10 protein-coding genes are annotated in these 15,602 nt (G+C 73.3%); 3 read left to right on the forward strand and 7 right to left on the reverse strand.

All coding sequences use genetic code 11. The annotated features are described in order from the left end of the window. Positions 1 to 3,150: putative T7SS-secreted protein (locus Pph01_RS34845; protein ID WP_373315705.1), on the reverse strand; the 3,150-nt coding region annotated here is incomplete at its 3' end. A gap of 221 nt (positions 3,151 to 3,371) precedes the next feature. On the opposite strand from Pph01_RS34845, the gene Pph01_RS34850 reads away from it, so the two are divergent. Both Pph01_RS34850 and Pph01_RS34855 read left to right on the forward strand, forming a co-directional pair. Continuing rightward, positions 3,372 to 4,220, forward strand: coding sequence for a hypothetical protein (locus tag Pph01_RS34850; RefSeq protein ID WP_204077475.1), 849 nt, complete (start codon positions 3,372 to 3,374; stop codon positions 4,218 to 4,220). Positions 4,221 to 4,263: 43 nt separating this feature from the next. Beyond that, positions 4,264 to 4,569 carry a hypothetical protein gene (locus tag Pph01_RS34855; protein WP_204077476.1) on the forward strand — a complete coding sequence of 102 codons (306 nt, stop codon included), beginning with the start codon at positions 4,264 to 4,266 and terminating at the stop codon, positions 4,567 to 4,569. 67 nt (positions 4,570 to 4,636) lie between these two features. Here Pph01_RS34855 and Pph01_RS34860 read toward each other — a convergent pair whose 3' ends face one another. The 3 genes from Pph01_RS34860 to Pph01_RS34870 all read right to left on the reverse strand — a co-directional run bounded on the left by Pph01_RS34860 (position 4,637) and on the right by Pph01_RS34870 (position 11,102). Beyond that, complete coding sequence (locus tag Pph01_RS34860) at positions 4,637 to 9,313, reverse strand: FtsK/SpoIIIE domain-containing protein (protein WP_204077477.1); 4,677 nt, start codon at positions 9,311 to 9,313, stop codon at positions 4,637 to 4,639. A 92-nt stretch (positions 9,314 to 9,405) separates the two neighbouring features. Beyond that, positions 9,406 to 10,545 carry a hypothetical protein gene (locus Pph01_RS34865; protein ID WP_204077478.1) on the reverse strand — a complete coding sequence of 380 codons (1,140 nt, stop codon included), beginning with the start codon at positions 10,543 to 10,545 and terminating at the stop codon, positions 9,406 to 9,408. After that, complete coding sequence (locus Pph01_RS34870; protein ID WP_204077479.1) at positions 10,542 to 11,102, reverse strand: sigma-70 family RNA polymerase sigma factor; 561 nt, start codon at positions 11,100 to 11,102, stop codon at positions 10,542 to 10,544. Before Pph01_RS34870 ends, Pph01_RS34865 begins: the two co-directional genes overlap by 4 nt. Positions 11,103 to 11,367: 265 nt before the next feature. Here Pph01_RS34870 and Pph01_RS34875 point away from each other — a divergent pair, with 265 nt between their 5' ends. Further along, on the forward strand, positions 11,368 to 12,372 hold the full coding sequence (locus tag Pph01_RS34875) for a ricin-type beta-trefoil lectin domain protein (protein ID WP_204077480.1): 1,005 nt from the start codon (positions 11,368 to 11,370) through the stop codon (positions 12,370 to 12,372). A 392-nt stretch (positions 12,373 to 12,764) separates the two neighbouring features. Here the strand turns inward: Pph01_RS34875 and Pph01_RS34880 are convergent, their stop codons facing one another. The 3 genes from Pph01_RS34880 to Pph01_RS34890 are packed head-to-tail and all read right to left on the reverse strand — an operon-like array spanning position 12,765 to position 15,592. Beyond that, positions 12,765 to 13,187, reverse strand: a complete 423-nt coding sequence (locus Pph01_RS34880) for a GlcG/HbpS family heme-binding protein (protein ID WP_204077481.1) — start codon at positions 13,185 to 13,187, stop codon at positions 12,765 to 12,767. After that, positions 13,184 to 13,729 (reverse strand): glycerol dehydratase reactivase beta/small subunit family protein, encoded by a 546-nt coding sequence (locus Pph01_RS34885; RefSeq protein WP_204077482.1) that lies wholly within the window; start codon positions 13,727 to 13,729, stop codon positions 13,184 to 13,186. Before Pph01_RS34885 ends, Pph01_RS34880 begins: the two co-directional genes overlap by 4 nt. A gap of 3 nt (positions 13,730 to 13,732) precedes the next feature. Continuing rightward, positions 13,733 to 15,592 carry a diol dehydratase reactivase subunit alpha gene (locus Pph01_RS34890; protein ID WP_204077483.1) on the reverse strand — a complete coding sequence of 620 codons (1,860 nt, stop codon included), beginning with the start codon at positions 15,590 to 15,592 and terminating at the stop codon, positions 13,733 to 13,735. Between the last annotated feature and the right edge of the window lie 10 nt (positions 15,593 to 15,602).

Below are 15,602 nucleotides of genomic sequence, written 5' to 3' on the forward strand. Positions count from 1 at the left end.
TAGAACGGCGAAGACGTTCCCCTCACCCAACGGCGTGCCCGCCTGCACCCGGACACCGCCACCGTCGTAGCGGACGAAGGAACCACCCGCGGCCGCGTCCGTGACCTGGAAACCGCCGTCCGGCCGCGCGGTCACCGTGAGGTGCTCCTGCACCGAGCCCGTCCTGTCGACCACCTGCAGCGCGCCGTCAGGTGACGTGCTGATCCAGCGCTCGGGCCCGGGACCGCCCAGCGCGACGGCGTCCTCGCCCAGGTGCGCGATGTCGTCGCCGGTGTGCACCGCGGGTCCCGCACCGTGTGTGTGCGGCGCCTCATGCTGCAGCAACTGGAGGGCGTCTTCGACGGTGGTGTTCGAGACGGACGGGCCGGGAGTGTGGGCCGCCGGAGGCGCGCCGGTGAACGCCCCCTCGCCGGCGTGCGGGGGCGTCATGTCGTCGAGCACGCCGTCCGGAAGGCCGGAGCCGCTCGAGCCGCCGAGCAGCCGAGGCCGTTCGCGCACGCTGTCCACGACGATCTCCGCCATCCCCCGCTCGATCCGCGCCGGGTCGACTCCCAGACCGGTGAGGTGGGCGAGGCTGTCGTCGACGTTCTGCCGCGCGGCGTCGACGGCCTGCTGCGCCTGCACGTGGAGGGAACTCGGACCACTCGACCCGGAGCCGGGCCGGCCCGAAAGGTCGTCCAGCACCCCCTCGACTCGTGTCAGCTCGCGCTTGCCGCCGACCAGGTCGCTCCAGGCCTGGATGCGGTCGAGTCGCGCCGGGTCGTCGGAGGCTCCGAACAGCGCCGCCACCCGCTGGTCGTGGTCCAGCCACAACTGTTCGATCTGCGCTCCGGTCGGCCTGCCGGATCCGGCGTTCGGCGGGCCGGCGTCGCCGCCGTGCCCCCGTACGAGGGTGGGCGGCGAGGACGGGCCCGCCGTGCCGTGCGGCGCCGGGGCGGCGGGCGCTCCGGCGAAGGCGTCCGCGCCCCCGCGCGTCGCGGGGGCCGGCATGGTGATCGACGCGACGGTCTCGAGGGCGGTGGACGGCGTGACAGTCGCGGGTGAGGCCGGCCTGGTCACCACGTCGGGACGCGGCGCGCTCTCGTGCAGGTGCATGCCGACCTGGTCCGCGCCGCGAGCGGAGACGACATGGTCGCTCAGACCGGCGCCCGCGCCGAGGGCGGGTCCTTCCGCCCGGTTGACGTGGGCCGGTGCGGAGAGCAGATCGAGCGCGTTGGTCGTCGGCGCCACGGGGATCCCGGTCAGCCCGGCCGCCGCCGGTGCGTGCAGGGTGCCCGAGGCACCGGCGGCGGGATTCCCCGCCACCAGGTCGATCGCGTGAGTTCCACCCACATGCGGGGTTTGCGGCAGATGAGTGTTCACGGGAGCGGGCAGGCCGCCGAGAAGCGCGCCCGGGTGCGCCGCCCCGGCGACGCCCGGCAGCGACGTCCCCGGCAGGCCGAGCGCCGACGGGACGCCGACCGAGCCGAGGTCGCCCATGGGCCGGCCCGCGAGGTGGGAGGTCACCCCGAGGCCTCCGGCTCCCACGTCCAGCCGTACGCCTGTGCTGGTGCTGGTCCAGTTCGCGAAGTCGCCCGCCGCGATCATGCGCAGTTCGCCGATGGGCGTGTCCACCAGCGCGTCCGCCAGCCGTCCCAGGCCGGAACCGGAGGACAGGCCGTCGACGAGATGAGCGCTCAGGTGCGAGGACGGGGGCGACACGGACATGATGTGCCCGGGGTGCGGCGGGGACACGGCGAGGTTCGCCGCGCCGGCCGTGAACGGCGGCAACTGGAGGTTCCCGGGGCCGGTGAAGTCGCCGAGTTGCATCCGGGTCAGTTCGGCGCGCGGCACGTCGAGCAGGGCGTCGAGATGCCGTACCGGGACGGGCATCGCGTCGAGAGCGGTTCCGTGCGCGAAGACGGACACCGACGGCGGAGGGGTGACGGCGGTGAACACCGACACGGTCCGCCCGGCGGCGCCGACCAGCGGGGCGCCGAACCGGAAGTTGCCCATGAGCCCTCGGTCGACGAGGCCGATGCGCAGGGCGCCCTTCAGGCCGTACTTGCCGATCTCCGCCGCGTCGACCGGCAGCACCAGCCGCAGCCACTTGCTGCCGCCGAACTCCGACTGAAGGAACCTGAGGCTCGTCAGCGCGCCCTTGGACACCAGGGAGGGGACGCCGCGGGCGATGCCGGGGATGGCCCTGATCCCCTGAATCGCGATCAGGCCGCCGTTGTGCACGGCCATGCCCGCGAGAGCCGGCAGGTTGTGCAGGGAGGCCATCACCCACAGGCCGCCGGACTTCACCCAGCCGCCGGCCACCGACGCGAAGTCGCGGATGCCGGGGAGGAAGGCGAAGGGGCGGAAACCCCCGTTGGTGAACATCCCGCGGAAGAAGGTGAAGACCGTCTGCCCGATCGACTTCAGCCCGCCCCACGTGATCTTCGCTCCGGCGCTGATGATCTTGAGGATCGGCACCGCCTTGGTGGTGGGGGCGATCAGGCCGAGCCCCGCCAGGAAGAAGTCCAGCAGGCTCGCCTTGCCCTGCGCGAAGTCGATCGCGGTCTTCACGAAGAGCGTGAGGTTGACGCCGATGGCCAGCAGCGCGATCGGACCGCCGAAGATGAGCGCCGGGATGATCAGGACGATGGCCAGCCAGCCGAACGCCTCCCAGAAGAGGTCGCAGTCGGAGACAGGTTGTTTGATGCCGCGGGCCACCCTGCTGATCGTCGCGCCGGCGGCCCTTCCGGCCTCGGCCTGGGCGTCGCCCGCCTGGCGCGCGGTCGTGGCGAGTTCGCCGCGTCGCGGATCGTCCTCCGCCAGGCCCCGTCCCTGCCCGAGCGCGTTGTCCGCCCGCCACTGCTCCTGGCGCATCACGCCCGAGTACGTGTTGAGCGCCTGCGAGGAGGACTCGAACGCTTCGGCGATGCTCTGGACGAACGCGCGCAGCGGGCCGCTGATCTTCTCGCGGAGCGCGTCGGCGGTCTGGCCGATCCAGGCGCCCTCCCCGGCCTTGTTCAGCACGGCGGTCAGCGCCTCGTCGATCTCCCTGGCGACCCTGCCGAGGTCCGCCATCGAGCGCGACACCTCGTCGATGCGATCGGGGTCGCCCGGCGTCGGATCGCCGCCGAGCCCGATGGCGTTCCAGTCGGTGGGGCGCTGCCCCATGGGCCGTCCTTTCCGCTGCGGGTCGGTGGCGGAGGCCACAACGGCGGGGATGTGGCCCTGCGGTGACCACGTTCGAGCCCGGGGTCCGGTTCATTCCCCGGGCGAGATCGTGTTCTGTTCACCCGCGGGCCGGTGGGGTGACGCCCAGGATTCACCGGCCGCTGGCGAACTCCGCGCCCGCTCCGCACGTGGACATGTCGACCCACCCCCCCGGAGGTGCCGTGCCCGACTTCCTGATCGACTACGACCTGCTGCACGAGGCCCGCAAGGACCTCCACGACCTCGCCGACCGCATCTCACCCGCGCTGAACAACAGCGTCTTCTCGCAGCTCGGCAGAGGTGATTACGGCGACGCCGGCGAGGTCTTCGGCAGCGAGGACGTGACGGGCGCCTTCCGCAGCCTCTACCGCCTGGCCCAGGATCCGATGGACAGGGCCAAGGACCATCTGACGCAGCTCGGCGACATCTTCGGCTCCGTCGCCGACGCGTTCTTCGACGCGGACTCCCAGATCGCCGAGGGCCTCGGAGTGATGGGCTCGCGGATGGGCCTGGACGAATGGCGCAACGAGAAGGACGCCTGGGACTACCGCAACGCGCACGCCGACCAGTGCGTCCCCAACGAGAACGGCGACATGCCCGGCTTCTGCGGCGCGACGGACCCCGGTCCTCCGCCCGTCGACGTCACCTACACCACGGACGGGGGGCAGACGCACACGCACCTGACCCTCGACGAGAACTACAACGTGATCAAGGAGGAGACGACCGTCACGCACAACGGTCAGACCTACACCTCGGTCACGGACTACACCGACGGCGGCAAGTCCTACACCACGGACACGACGTTCTCGAACGGAACGAAGGTCCACTCTGAGACCCACCTCAACGACGACGGCAGCGGCACCATGACCGTCACCGACGGTGACGGCGAGAAGACCGAATATCACCGCGACGGTTCCGGCAAGCAGTGGGAGCAGGTCGGCGGCGACTCTTCGGGCGGCGACGGCGACGACGGACCGCCGCCACTGCCGCAGACCCCTGTCCCCGGCGGCCAGCGACCCGGCATCCAATGACCCCCGGCCGGATCGACCGGCACGGTTCATCGAAAGGATTCCCATGCCGAAGAGCATCGTGCTCGACTTCGACGACGTCCTGGAGGTCTCACAGCGCCTCGACTCGGCCAAGGAGCACATCGTGCCGATGCTGACCGAGCTGCAGAACCGCATCCACACCATGTGTGGCGAAAGCTTCGTCTTCCCGGAGAGCAGCGTCGCCACGCAGGAGACCTACGACAAGTTCAACACCGGCCTGACGAGCGCCATGGAGGGCATCAGCGGCTTCGCCAGCATGTTCCGCGACGTCCTGAACTCGATGCAGGAGATGGACCGCAACCTCGCCGGGGAGCTGCGGAAGAACGGCTGACGGAGGCCCGCCTCAGCGGCACGGCGGCCCCCGGCCGGGATCTCCCGGCCGGCGGGCCGCCGTCGTCTCACTCGCCGGTGCGCAGAACCGTGAGCGGCAGCTGAACCATCCTCGGCTCGCCTCCCGGCCCCGTCATGACGGCCCGCCCCGGCGGGAGGGCGGACCGGATGAGCTGCATCGGCAGCCGCACCCCGATCATGTCCCCCTCCTGGAGGGCCTTGGGCGCGAGCAGCAGGCCCCTCCGGGCGCGCTTGGCCGCCGAGACCCAGCCGCCCATCGCCACCTGCAGCGCGTCGGCCGGCCCCGCGTACACCAGTCCCACGCCGCGGTCGCGCCCGGAGACGGCGATCTCCTTCAGCACCCGGTCGCATTCGGGCATCGCGAGCAGGTCCGCGTCGTCGACCACCACGACCGTGGGCCCGTCGAAGGCGGCGAGCGCCGCCTGCACGTCCTGCGTGGACGGGTCCTGATCGTCGAGGACCCGGGCGTGGGCGTGCCGGCCGAGCTCCCGCAACGGCGACTCACGCGGGGTCAGCACCACCAGCGAGGTTCCGCCGGCCAACAGCGACACCGCCAGGGTGGCGAGCGCGGTGCTGCGGCCCGATCCGGGCGGGCCGTACACGCCGAAGACCGCGGCGGGACCGGTGAAGTCCACGCCGACGGGACCCGCGTCGTCGCCGCCGAGCCCGACGAGGCCCCACATCGGCCGCCGCGACTGCTCCGGCACCCTTTCGTACACCTCGGTGAAGTCCGCGGACCGGGGCAGCGCCGCCACCGGGAACGGCCGGCGCTCCGCGGGCACCGTCGCGTCACGGCGTGCGGCCTGCCTGCCGATCTCCCTGAGCGCCTCCGCCTGCTCCTGACCGCCCTCGCCGGGCGCGAGGAGCGCCACCTGCGTCTCCGTACGGCTGAGCAGGTGCCAGCCGCGGCCGGCGGGCACGTTCGCGGGCACCTTGCCGGACGAGAGCCCGACCAGTTGGTAGTCGGCCCGGTCGCCCTGCCGCAGCAGCAGCTTGTGGTCGTTGTGCGCCGACAGCCGGCCACCCAGCAGGGACCGCTCCGAGGTCGCGACGACGTGGACGCCCATCGCGGCGCCCTCCCGCAGCAGCCTCGTCACCAGGTCGAGCGGCCGGCCGTTGTCGTGCTCGTCCAGCACCCCCGACAGGGCGTCCCAGCCGTCGATCAGCAGCAGGATGTGGGCGGGCCTGTCCTTCTTGGCCGACATCGCGCGCAATTCGTTGATGTCGGCCGCGTTATGCGCGCTGCACCGCTCCTGCCGTTCGGTCAGCTCGGCGACAAGGCGGCGCAGCAGCCGGTCGAGCCGCTCGACGTCGTGCCGGGAGACCACGGCGCCGCAGTGCGGGAGCGCCTCCAGCACGGTCAGCCCGCCGCCGCCCGCGTCGATCCCGTAGATGTGCACGTCGGCGGTGCCCGCCGTACGCGCGGCCGAGCCCGCCAGCGTGCGCAGCAGTTGCGTACGGCCGGAGCGGGGGGCGCCGATCACGTAGAGATGGCCGAAGACCGCGAGGTCGACAGTGGCCACCCTCCGCTGCTGGAGCTTCGGCACGTCCTCCAGCGCGTAAGGGATCGGCGGCGGAACGGCCCCGCCGCGGGCGCCTTCCTGGTCGATCTCGGGCAACTCGTCCAGCAGCACGTGCTCGTCCAAGGGGGGCAGCCACGGGCTCGGCTGCGGGGTGTAGTCGTCCAGCCCGTCCGCCGCCTCCCGCACCGCTGCCACCAGCGCCTGAAGGTCGATGGGCACCGGGGCGGCGGCGACGGCGGGGGCGGCCTCCTCCGCGGCAGGCAGCGCGGCGGGACGGCCGAGCCCGGTCCAGGACAGCTCGGCCGCGCGCACGGGCCGGTGCGCCACCGGCCGCGGTCGTTCTCCTTCGCTCGTCGGGCGCTCGGCGCCCACCCAGGCCGACTGGAACGGCACGGCGGACTTGGGACCCGTCCGGACGAGGGCCCTTCCCGGTGTCCCCGAGGAGATGTGCACGGCCTCCGAGGTGTCGATGACATCCTGGCTTTCGATGGCGTCGGTGACGCGCAACGCGATCCGCAGGTTGGTGTTCGCACGGATGTCGCTCGTGACGGCTCCCGCCGGGCGCTGCGTGGCGAGGATCAGGTGGATGCCGAGCGAGCGCCCGCGCTGGGCGATGCCGATCAGGCCGGGGACGAAGTCCGGCACCTCGCGCACGAGGGTGGCGAACTCGTCGATGACGAGCAGGAGCCGCGGCAGCGGGGCCAGTGACGGGTCGAGCGCCCGTTTCGCGCGGTAGTCCTGATGGTCCTTGGCTCCGACGTCGGCGAGCACCTGTTCCCGCCTGCGCAGCTCCGCGCCGAGCGACGCCAGCGCCCGCTCCACCAGGTGGGCGTCCAGGTCGGTGACCATGCCGAGCGTGTGCGGCAGTTCCGCGCACTCGCGGAAGGCGCTGCCGCCCTTGTAGTCGACCAGCACGAACGTCAGCTCGTCCGGACGGTTGACGGCGGCGAGCGAGGCGACGAACGACTGGAGCAGCTCCGACTTGCCCGATCCCGTCGTGCCCGCCACGAGGCCGTGGGGGCCGTCGCGGACCAGGTCGAGCGCCAGGGGGCCGTCGTAGCCCGTGCCGAGGACGAACCGGGTCGAGGCCGGCCGCTTCCGCCAGCGCTCGATCAGCGCCTCCCCCGTCGGCGGCTCCAGATCGATCAGGTCGAGCAGGCGCACCTGCTGCGGCAACCCGCCGTCGTGGTCCGGGCTGACGTCGCGGATCGGCGCCATGGCCCTTGCCACCTGCTCGCACCATGGGGCCGTGACGAGATCGGGCCGCACCTCGCGGATGTCCGGCGCACCCGTGCGGCGCACGGTGAGATGGGCGGAGGAGGCGAGCACGACCGTGCTGCATTCCTCGGGAAGCAGCCGCTCCTGTTCGTCGAGGCACACGCTGAAGATCCGCACCCGGGGGCCGTCGGTCAGGATCTGCACCATGCCGGGGACGTCGCGGAGCCGCCGTGCGCCGTCGGCGACGACCAGCACGTCGGGCTCGGTGAACATGGCCTTGCCCATGGAGGAGCCGAGGGCGCGCTGCCGCGCCTGCACCTGCGCGACCAGTTCGGAGATCCGGTTGGCGACCGACTCGGGGTCGTTGCCGACGGACACGACCGGGCCACCCGGGTTCGCGGGCCGCAGATGGGGCAGCCAGCGCACCCAGTCCCACCCGGCCGCCCGCTCGGTTTCGGTGAGGACCACGATGCGCAGGTCGCGCGGGCTGTGCAGGACCGCGGCTTGGGCGACCAGCCAGCGGGCCAGTGCCTGCGCGGGCGCCTCCGCGCCCGCCACGCCCACCACGCCGTGGTCGGCGACCTCCACGCCGATCGGCACGTCCTCGAGGTTCCAGCGTGCGACGCGGTGGTTCTCGTCCCTGGCCGCGTCGTCGATCTCCTTCACCGACGGCTGGTCGACGGTGCCCAGCCTCAGGACCAGGTGGTCGGGGTCCCGGCGGCGCCGTTCCCACAACCGGCCGCCGGGGCCGCAGGCGATCAGCGCCGCCGTCGCGGGGTCGGGGCCGACGATCCCGCGGACCCTGCGTTCCCGCACCACCGCATCGTGGATCTCACGCTCGAGCAGCCGTCGCCGTTCGCGGTAGCGGCGCACCTGTTCCAGGTGCTGCCTGCGGTTGCCGCGGCGGCCGCTGATCCAGTTGAACAGCGCCATCGTCGGGCTGAGGACGGTGAACGCCAGGTAGTAGTACGAACCCAGCAGGCCGACGAGCACCAGTCCGAGCAGGGCCGGGGAGAGCATCAGCAGCAGGGGGAACGGACGCCGGCCGGGGGGCGCCGGAGGGCCGGGCAGGCGGACGCGTTCCGCGTCGAGGTGGGGCGCGATGCGCGGCGGCCGGTTGTAGTCCACGCCCACGCCGTCGGCGGAGGGGGTCACCGCCGCGTCCGGCTCGACGGGGGCCGACAGCCGCAGCAGCGCGGCCCCCGCGGCCAGGTCGTCGTCGGGTGACCAGACAGTGGCGCCGGGCGGCACGGGAGGGGCGTCGTCCGGGGTGAGGCCCATGTCGGCGCCGGCCGGGTCCGCGGGCAGATGCCGTCTCATCGCGGCGGTGACCTCGTCGTCCGCGGGAGGCGACACCGAGCGCACCTGCACTCCCACCGCGGCGGGCTCCGTGCGATGCCAGTAGGCCGAGCCGTCGGGACGGACGGTCACCCAGAGCCCGCGTTCCGGCACCTCACCGCCGGGCAGGCGGACGGCGCACAGCGGGTCGGAGCCGATCTCATGGCTGCCCTGGCCGAGACGCCAGTTCAGTCCCGCGCCGGGGCCGGCCACCAGATGCACCTCGGCGAGCACCACTGCTCCCTCCGGAGGTTCGCCGACCCGTACATGCTCCTGCTCCTCCGGGGGTCCGCCGAGCCCGAGGACGGCCCCTTCCCCGATGCCGGCCTGCGTGATCGGCGTCGCCGGATCGAGCCGCCGTGCGCCCAGGTAGACCGTCCGCCGAGAAGTCGTGTGGCCGGTCGGCCGGTCGGCGCCCGCGGCGTCCAGGCCGCCCGAGGCGTCCCGGGCGCCGGGCGAGCCCGCCGTCGCGGCCGACCCCGCGCCCGCCGAGCCGGCCGATCCCGGGCCGGTACGGCCCTGCTCGGGCGATGGCCGGTCCACGGCGTCGGCGACATCGCCGACGGTGGCCTGCGCGGGTAGCGACAGGAGGTGGTCGCGACGACGGCCGTCCGTGCTGTCGACGGTGGTTAGGGTGATTTTCACCTGATATCTCCAGGATGTGCCCGGCATGCGGTGCGCCGCATGACCGTGACCGCCGGCGGCGGGATGTCCGTGTCTGGGGCAGCAGGCCCGGGTCAGCCGGTCCGGGTGGCGGACACGCCGCCGACGCCGCCCGGCTGCCGCTCCGGTTCCGTGAAGTCGTCCTCCGCCGAGGCGACGCCGGGCCGTCTCCCGCCCACGGCGGAGTGTCCCGGCGGGTCCGCGGGCGGCGGTGCCACGAGGTCGCCCGCCGCCGACGGCCGCAGGCCCTCGTGTGCCCCGCCGTACGGCGGGAGGGCGCCGACGACACGGGCCACGGCTGCGGGCAGCGGGAGGACGTCCACGCGCAGGGGCGTGCCGTGAACGAGCATCCCGCCGGACCTGTCGGCGGTGAGCAGCCACGCCCGGCCGCGAGCGACGCCCGCGGTGATCAGCCGTACGCCGCGCGGAACCGGCATGCCCGCGGGCGAGGCCCCGCAGACGGCGAACGTGAGGGCGCCCGATGCCGCATGGCGCGCCGCCGCGGCGACGGCGCCGGACGCGTCCTGCCCCGAGTGACGCGGGTGCACGTCGCCGGCGACGGTCACCGCGGCCTCGGGCAGCCGGGCGTCCAGTTGCGCCGCGATGGTCTGCAAAACGGGCCTGGCCACGCGGGGGTCGCCGCCGATCGCGACGACGGGCGGTTCCGGCATCAGGTCGAGCAGCACGGCGTGGTCTCCGTCCGTGCCCACCGACACGAGGAGCGGCGCCGCGCCATCGGGATGCGCGGGCGCTGCGAGGTGGGCACGGTCGATCCACCACAATCGGGGGTCCGCGGCGTCGGCGGCCCACGGATCCGGCGGCTCCGGCGGGTCCCCCGGGCCGAAGGCGACCATCACGCCGACCCTGCCGGGGCCGAGCAGCGCGGCGTACGGCCGGATTCCGGTGCGTGCGGCCTCCGTCATCGCCCGTTCGGCGTCGCCCCATCCGGCGGGGTGCCCCAGGAGCCTGACGAGCAGCCGCAGGCGGCGCCGATAACGGACCCGGGCCCTGAAGGGGGCGGCGAACGCCCTGACCGTCAGCGCCACTTCGCGGCGCACCCTGCGGCGCAAGGCCCGCCAGCCGCCGAGGCGGCCGACGACGAGATGCACGAGGACGACGAGCACGAGCAGCCCACCGGCCACGCCGAGCACGACGGTGAGTTCCGGAGCGGGCGCCGCCAAGGCGGCGAGGTTCCGAGATCGCGGCGTGTTCATGCGGCGGCCTGCCGCCCTTCGAAGTGCCGTCGCAACATCCGCAGGCCGTGGTGGCTGCGGGACTTCACCGTTCCGCGGGGGACGCCGAGCAGCCGCGCCACCTCCGCACCCGCCGTGCCGACCATGTGCACGTGGACGACGACCTCCCGGTGGACCGGCGCCAGGCCGCGCAACGCGTCGACCAGCATGTGCCGGTCCACCGCCAGCGTTGCCGGATCCGCCACGGCCAGCGGCTCCGGGAAGTCGGCGGCGGAGATTCCGACGGGCGTGACCCGGTCCTTGCGCCAGCCGTCGATGACGAGGTTGCGCGCCACCCGGAACAACCACATCCGGATGGGGCGCTCGCGCCAGTCGAGCTCCTCGCGCAGTTGCCACGCACGCAGCAGGGTCTCCTGCACGACGTCTTCCACGTGGTACGGGTCGTGTCCGGCCAGGCTCGTCACGAAGCGGTGAAGACGATCACGTTCCGCCACGAGGACGTCGGTCCACGAGGGCGCTGCGGACGAGGTGGTGGTGACGCCGGACGGCTGAGGTCCGTCCCCTGTCGGGCCGCTCATGAGACCGCTGCACCATTCTCTTCTGAGGCCTAAATGATGGGGTGGCCGGAGCGTGCGTGTTCAGCGTCACGCGCGACCGCCGATCATGGTAGGGGCGGATGATCATCGGGCGGCCCACGGCAAAATGAACATTCCTCTACATGTCCGCAGCGGACTTGCGCGGGCGTGAAGACGGCCGTCATTAATCCGGCGTGTCTTCTGAGTTCACCCGCCCGTAGGGATGGGCCGAGATCGTTTCCGCGCCCCCCATCCTTCTGGAGATCGTGTGCCGCCCTCTCGTGATCAGCAGTCCGCCGACGCGCCCGCCGGGCGCCCGCGTACCGGACGATTCGCCGAGGTCTTCGCCCGCCGCCCTCCCATCCCTCCGCGGGGATGGCTGCCCGGCAGGCGGGTGTGGGTCACCGCCGCCTTCGCCGGCGTGGTCATCACGGTCGTCGCCTCCGGTGCGACGACCGGCCTCACGGGCCTGGTGCCGTGGCCGGGCAGCGGCTCCGCGCAGTCGGTGGCGGCCCAGTCGGCCGTCGACCCCGCGGCGCCTCCGGCCGCGGCGCCCGCTCCCGGCGCGCACGGCCCCACCGCCAGGCCGACCGTCACCGTCGCCAGGCCGACCGTCACCGTGACCGCCCCGGGCGGCAACGGCAGGGCCGTCGCCCCGCTGGCGGTAAACGCCGCCCCTCCCCTCGCGCAACCGGGGAAGCCCGCGGCCGGCGGATCGGCGGGTGGATCGGCAGGCGGGTCGACAGGTGGATCGGCGGGCGGCAACGCGGCGGCGCCACCGGCCGCTACGCCGAAGACGCAGGCCACCCCCGCGAAGACGACGTCACAGGTGCAGACCACCAGCCAGTCGCAGTCGGCGAAGCCTCCGTCGGCGCCCCCCGCGCCCGCGACCGGACGGATGGTCTTCAACCACGGCTCCGGCCGCTGCATCGACGTGACGGACGGGAAGGCGGTCGCGGGCACCCGCCTGCAGATCTGGGACTGCACCGGAGCCTCCTGGCAGAAGTGGGACTTCCGGTCGGACGGAACGGTCCGCTCTCTCGGCCTGTGCATGGAGGTGGCCGGCGGCTCGACCGCCAACGGCGCCGCCATCCGGGTGAACACCTGCACCGGCGGATCCGCGCAGCGGTTCGTGCTCAATTCCCGGCACGACCTGGTGAACACGGCGGCCGACAAGTGCGTGGACGTCGTGGATCTCGGCACGTACAACGGAGCGCGCCTGCAACTGTGGTCGTGCGCGGGCAGCGACAACCAGAAGTGGAGCTTCAGGTAGCGACCGGGCCCCGGGTCCGCCGACACCCTGCCGACGAGGTCGGCCGGTGCCGCGGTCAGGAGGTCGATTCCCGGCGTGGGCGGTCCGCCCGGCTCGCCCGGCTTGCTCATGGGCGTGGGCGGCCCGCCCGGCTCGCCCGGCTTGCTCATGGGCGTGGGCGGCCCGCCCGGCTCGCTCATGGAGGTGTCACGGCGGATCGAGACGCTGCTGGGGCGACCGCGGCCGAGGGCATCGGCCCTGCTTTTCCGTTTCTCATGGAAACGCGCGCGCTCTCCGTGAGAAACGAAACCGGGGCCATACCGCACCACACTCGAAGCGAGGGCGACCACTCCCGTTCCGAGCCCACACCCGCACCGATCACCCGGCGCGGGTCCCGAACACGCCCGCGCCGATCACCCTGCGCCAATCTCGAACGCGTCCGCGCCGGCTGTCGCCACCACGACGTCCTGCTCCACGGTCCCCGCGCTCACCCCGATCGCACCGGCGACCTCGCCGTCCGTCCCCGTCAGCGGGACTCCGCCACCGAAGATCACCAGGCCGTCGTTGGTCGCCTCTATTCCGTACAGCGGACCGCCGGGAGCGGCGGAGACCCCGAGCTCCTCGGTCGTCATCGCCATCAGCGCGGCGGTGCGGGCCTTGCGGACGGCGATGTCGACGCTCCCCAGGATCGCTCCGTCCTGACGGGCGAACGCGAGCAGATGACCACCGCCGTCCACCACGGCGACGTTCATGGGCTGCCCGATCTCATCGGCCTTGCCCAGCGCGGCCTCCAGCACGCGCCGGGCCTCGGCGAGGCCGAGCCGTGCGTGCGTCATGGCCCCTCCTTCCACTCATCGAGGGGTGCCGGCGTGCCCTTGAACGGGACACCGACGACCAGCCTGGCGGCGTTGTGGCCCATGACCCGGGCATCGGACGCCGTGCCGCTCAGCGCGGGCGCATCCGGCGGAAGTTTCGCATGATGCACGCACACGTTCCCCGTGGCGTCCACGCCCACCCCTACGTCCAGGTGCGACGCCTGGGCGGCGGCGAAGGCGAGCTCCACCGCGCCACCGCCCGTGCCGTGCCCGGCCCCGTCGTCGGCGCCGTGCCCAACCCCGTGGTCGGTCCCGTCGTCGGCGCCGTCCCCCACCTCGAGCTCGGTCCCGTCCTCAGTGGCGTCTTCCACGCGGAACGGCACGCCCTCCTCCTCCATGCCGGCGCCGAGCTCGCGCAGGCAACGCCGGTTGCGCGGGTCCGGACGGCACAGCACCACGACCTCGGGCCGGATCCGCACCACGCCCTCGGGCACCTCGGGCCGGGTCCGCACCACGCCACCGGAGCCGACGCCGACGCCGTCCGAACGGATGACACCCGCCATGACCTAGCCACACCTCACTTCCGCATGCGCCGCGCGTGCCGAGGCGTGGCCGGCGACCAGGCCGGTGGCCACGGCGTTGCGCGGGCCCTCGCAGCCGCGCACGTTTCCGGTCCCGCTGACGATCCCGAACTCCGACACGGCCTCCGCGATCATGTCGGGGATCTCGAAGTCCAGCGCGGCGCCGCCGAGGACGACCACGAAGCCGAGCTGCCTGATGTTGCCGCCCGGAGCCACCTGTTCCAGCGCGCGGAGCGCGTTCGTCACGAAGACCCGCTGCTTGGCCGAGCGGCGCACCTGGCGGATCCGCTCCACACCGTGCCCGGTCCGGATCGGCCGCATCCCAGCATCGGTGAGGACGACCACCCTCGCGAAGGCCTCGGCGGGCAGGGCCTCGTCGAAGAAGCGGACCGTGCCGTCCTCCATGCGGATGTGGAAGAAGCTCTCCACCTTCGCCAGCGGGAACTTCTTGATCTCCTCGGCGAGGTCCGTGCTGTCCAGCCCGAGTTCGGAGTCGATCAGGCTGGTGACCAGGTCACCGGCTCCGGCCAGGTGGACCGAGCGCACCTGCGCGCCCTCGGCGACGCCCGCGTCGGCGACTGCCGCGTCGGTGGATCCGCCGCCGAGGTCGAGGATCGCCATCGGCCTCGCCGTACCGGGGGTGGTGAGCGCTCCCAGCAGCGCCATGTCGGCCTCGACGCCGCCGATGAGCACGTCCGTGCCGAGCGCCTCCCGCAGCCGCGCGGCGAGCAACTCCATCGGACCCTTGCTGGTGCGCACCATCGCGGCCAGTGCGACGGCGTTCTCCAGCGCGAACTCCCCCGCCAGGCCGCCGGTGACCCGTTGCGGGACGAACGTGTCCACGGCGAGCACGTCCTGGATGCGCACGGCGTCGCGGGGCATCGCCGTCAACTCCGCCATGGTGCCGCGGACGCGGGCGAGCATCCCGCCTACGTGCGTGCCCGGCTCGCCGTCCGCGTCGACCAGCGGCCGCACCCGGCGCCACGTCTCCATGATCTCCAGGGCTCCGGCGTCCATCTCGACCGACCGCTTCGCCCGCTCGCCGATCAGGGTGAGGGCGCCCGCGGGAATCCTGCGGCCGGTGACGTCCCCCGACGGCGTGCGGACCACGACGGCCGAACGGTTGCCCACGAGGGCCCGCGCCACGGGCGCGATCATGCGGGTCTGCTCGGGATCGAGCCCGAACACCGTGGCGATCCCGTAGGAGTTGGACAGCGTCCGGATGGTGCGGCCCGGCTCCGCGACCTCGACTGCCGCCGGCATGCCCAGCGGCACCCGGTGCACCAGGGTGACCTCGTCGACCACCGGGACCGGCTCGCGGAGCCGGTTGGCGATCAGGGTGGCGTCGTCGGCCTGCACGACCGCGCCGGTGACCCGCACCCCTCGCGCGATGGCGGCGTTGATCCCCGCGGCGACGTCCTCGAAGTCCACGTCCGCGTCGGCCACGCAGATGACCGCGTCGCCCGGGGCGCAGTCCGGCAGGCCGGCAAAGGCCACGGTGGTGCCGACTCCCAGCCCGACGCCGCCTGGAGTGTCGGGGTTGTGCCCGATCATCGTCGACTCCGTGATGACCGTCTCCGTGATCGTCTCCATGGCCAGCCCGCTGATCACCGGGGTGGCCTCGTTGACCAGCACCGCCTGCACGTCGGCCGGATCACGCCCGGCCGCGGCCAGCGCCCGGGCCACGACCTCGACGACGCCCGGGACGTTCGCCGTGGTGCCCTTGACTCCGGTGGTCCGCCCCAGAGCCGCGGAGAGGTACGTGACCTCTCCGTCGGCACCGACGTCCGCGGCGCAGGCCTCCGTGGTCGAGTTGCCGATGTCGACCCCCACCACCAGGGACATGCCCGTACTC

Source organism: Planotetraspora phitsanulokensis, assembly GCF_016863295.1.
In the GTDB taxonomy this organism is placed as follows: Bacteria; Actinomycetota; Actinomycetes; order Streptosporangiales; family Streptosporangiaceae; genus Planotetraspora; species Planotetraspora phitsanulokensis.

Bases quoted from the DNA above. Each gene is read 5' to 3' on its own strand.
- Pph01_RS34855 (WP_204077476.1), top strand. From the start codon at position 4,264: ATGCCGAAGAGCATCGTGCTCGACTTCGACGACGTCCTGGAGGTCTCA.
- Pph01_RS34865 (WP_204077478.1), bottom strand. From the start codon at position 10,545: ATGAACACGCCGCGATCTCGGAACCTCGCCGCCTTGGCGGCGCCCGCT.
- Pph01_RS34870 (WP_204077479.1), bottom strand. From the start codon at position 11,102: ATGAGCGGCCCGACAGGGGACGGACCTCAGCCGTCCGGCGTCACCACC.
- Pph01_RS34880 (WP_204077481.1), bottom strand. From the start codon at position 13,187: ATGACGCACGCACGGCTCGGCCTCGCCGAGGCCCGGCGCGTGCTGGAG.
- Pph01_RS34885 (WP_204077482.1), bottom strand. From the start codon at position 13,729: ATGGCGGGTGTCATCCGTTCGGACGGCGTCGGCGTCGGCTCCGGTGGC.
- Pph01_RS34890 (WP_204077483.1), bottom strand. From the start codon at position 15,592: ATGTCCCTGGTGGTGGGGGTCGACATCGGCAACTCGACCACGGAGGCC.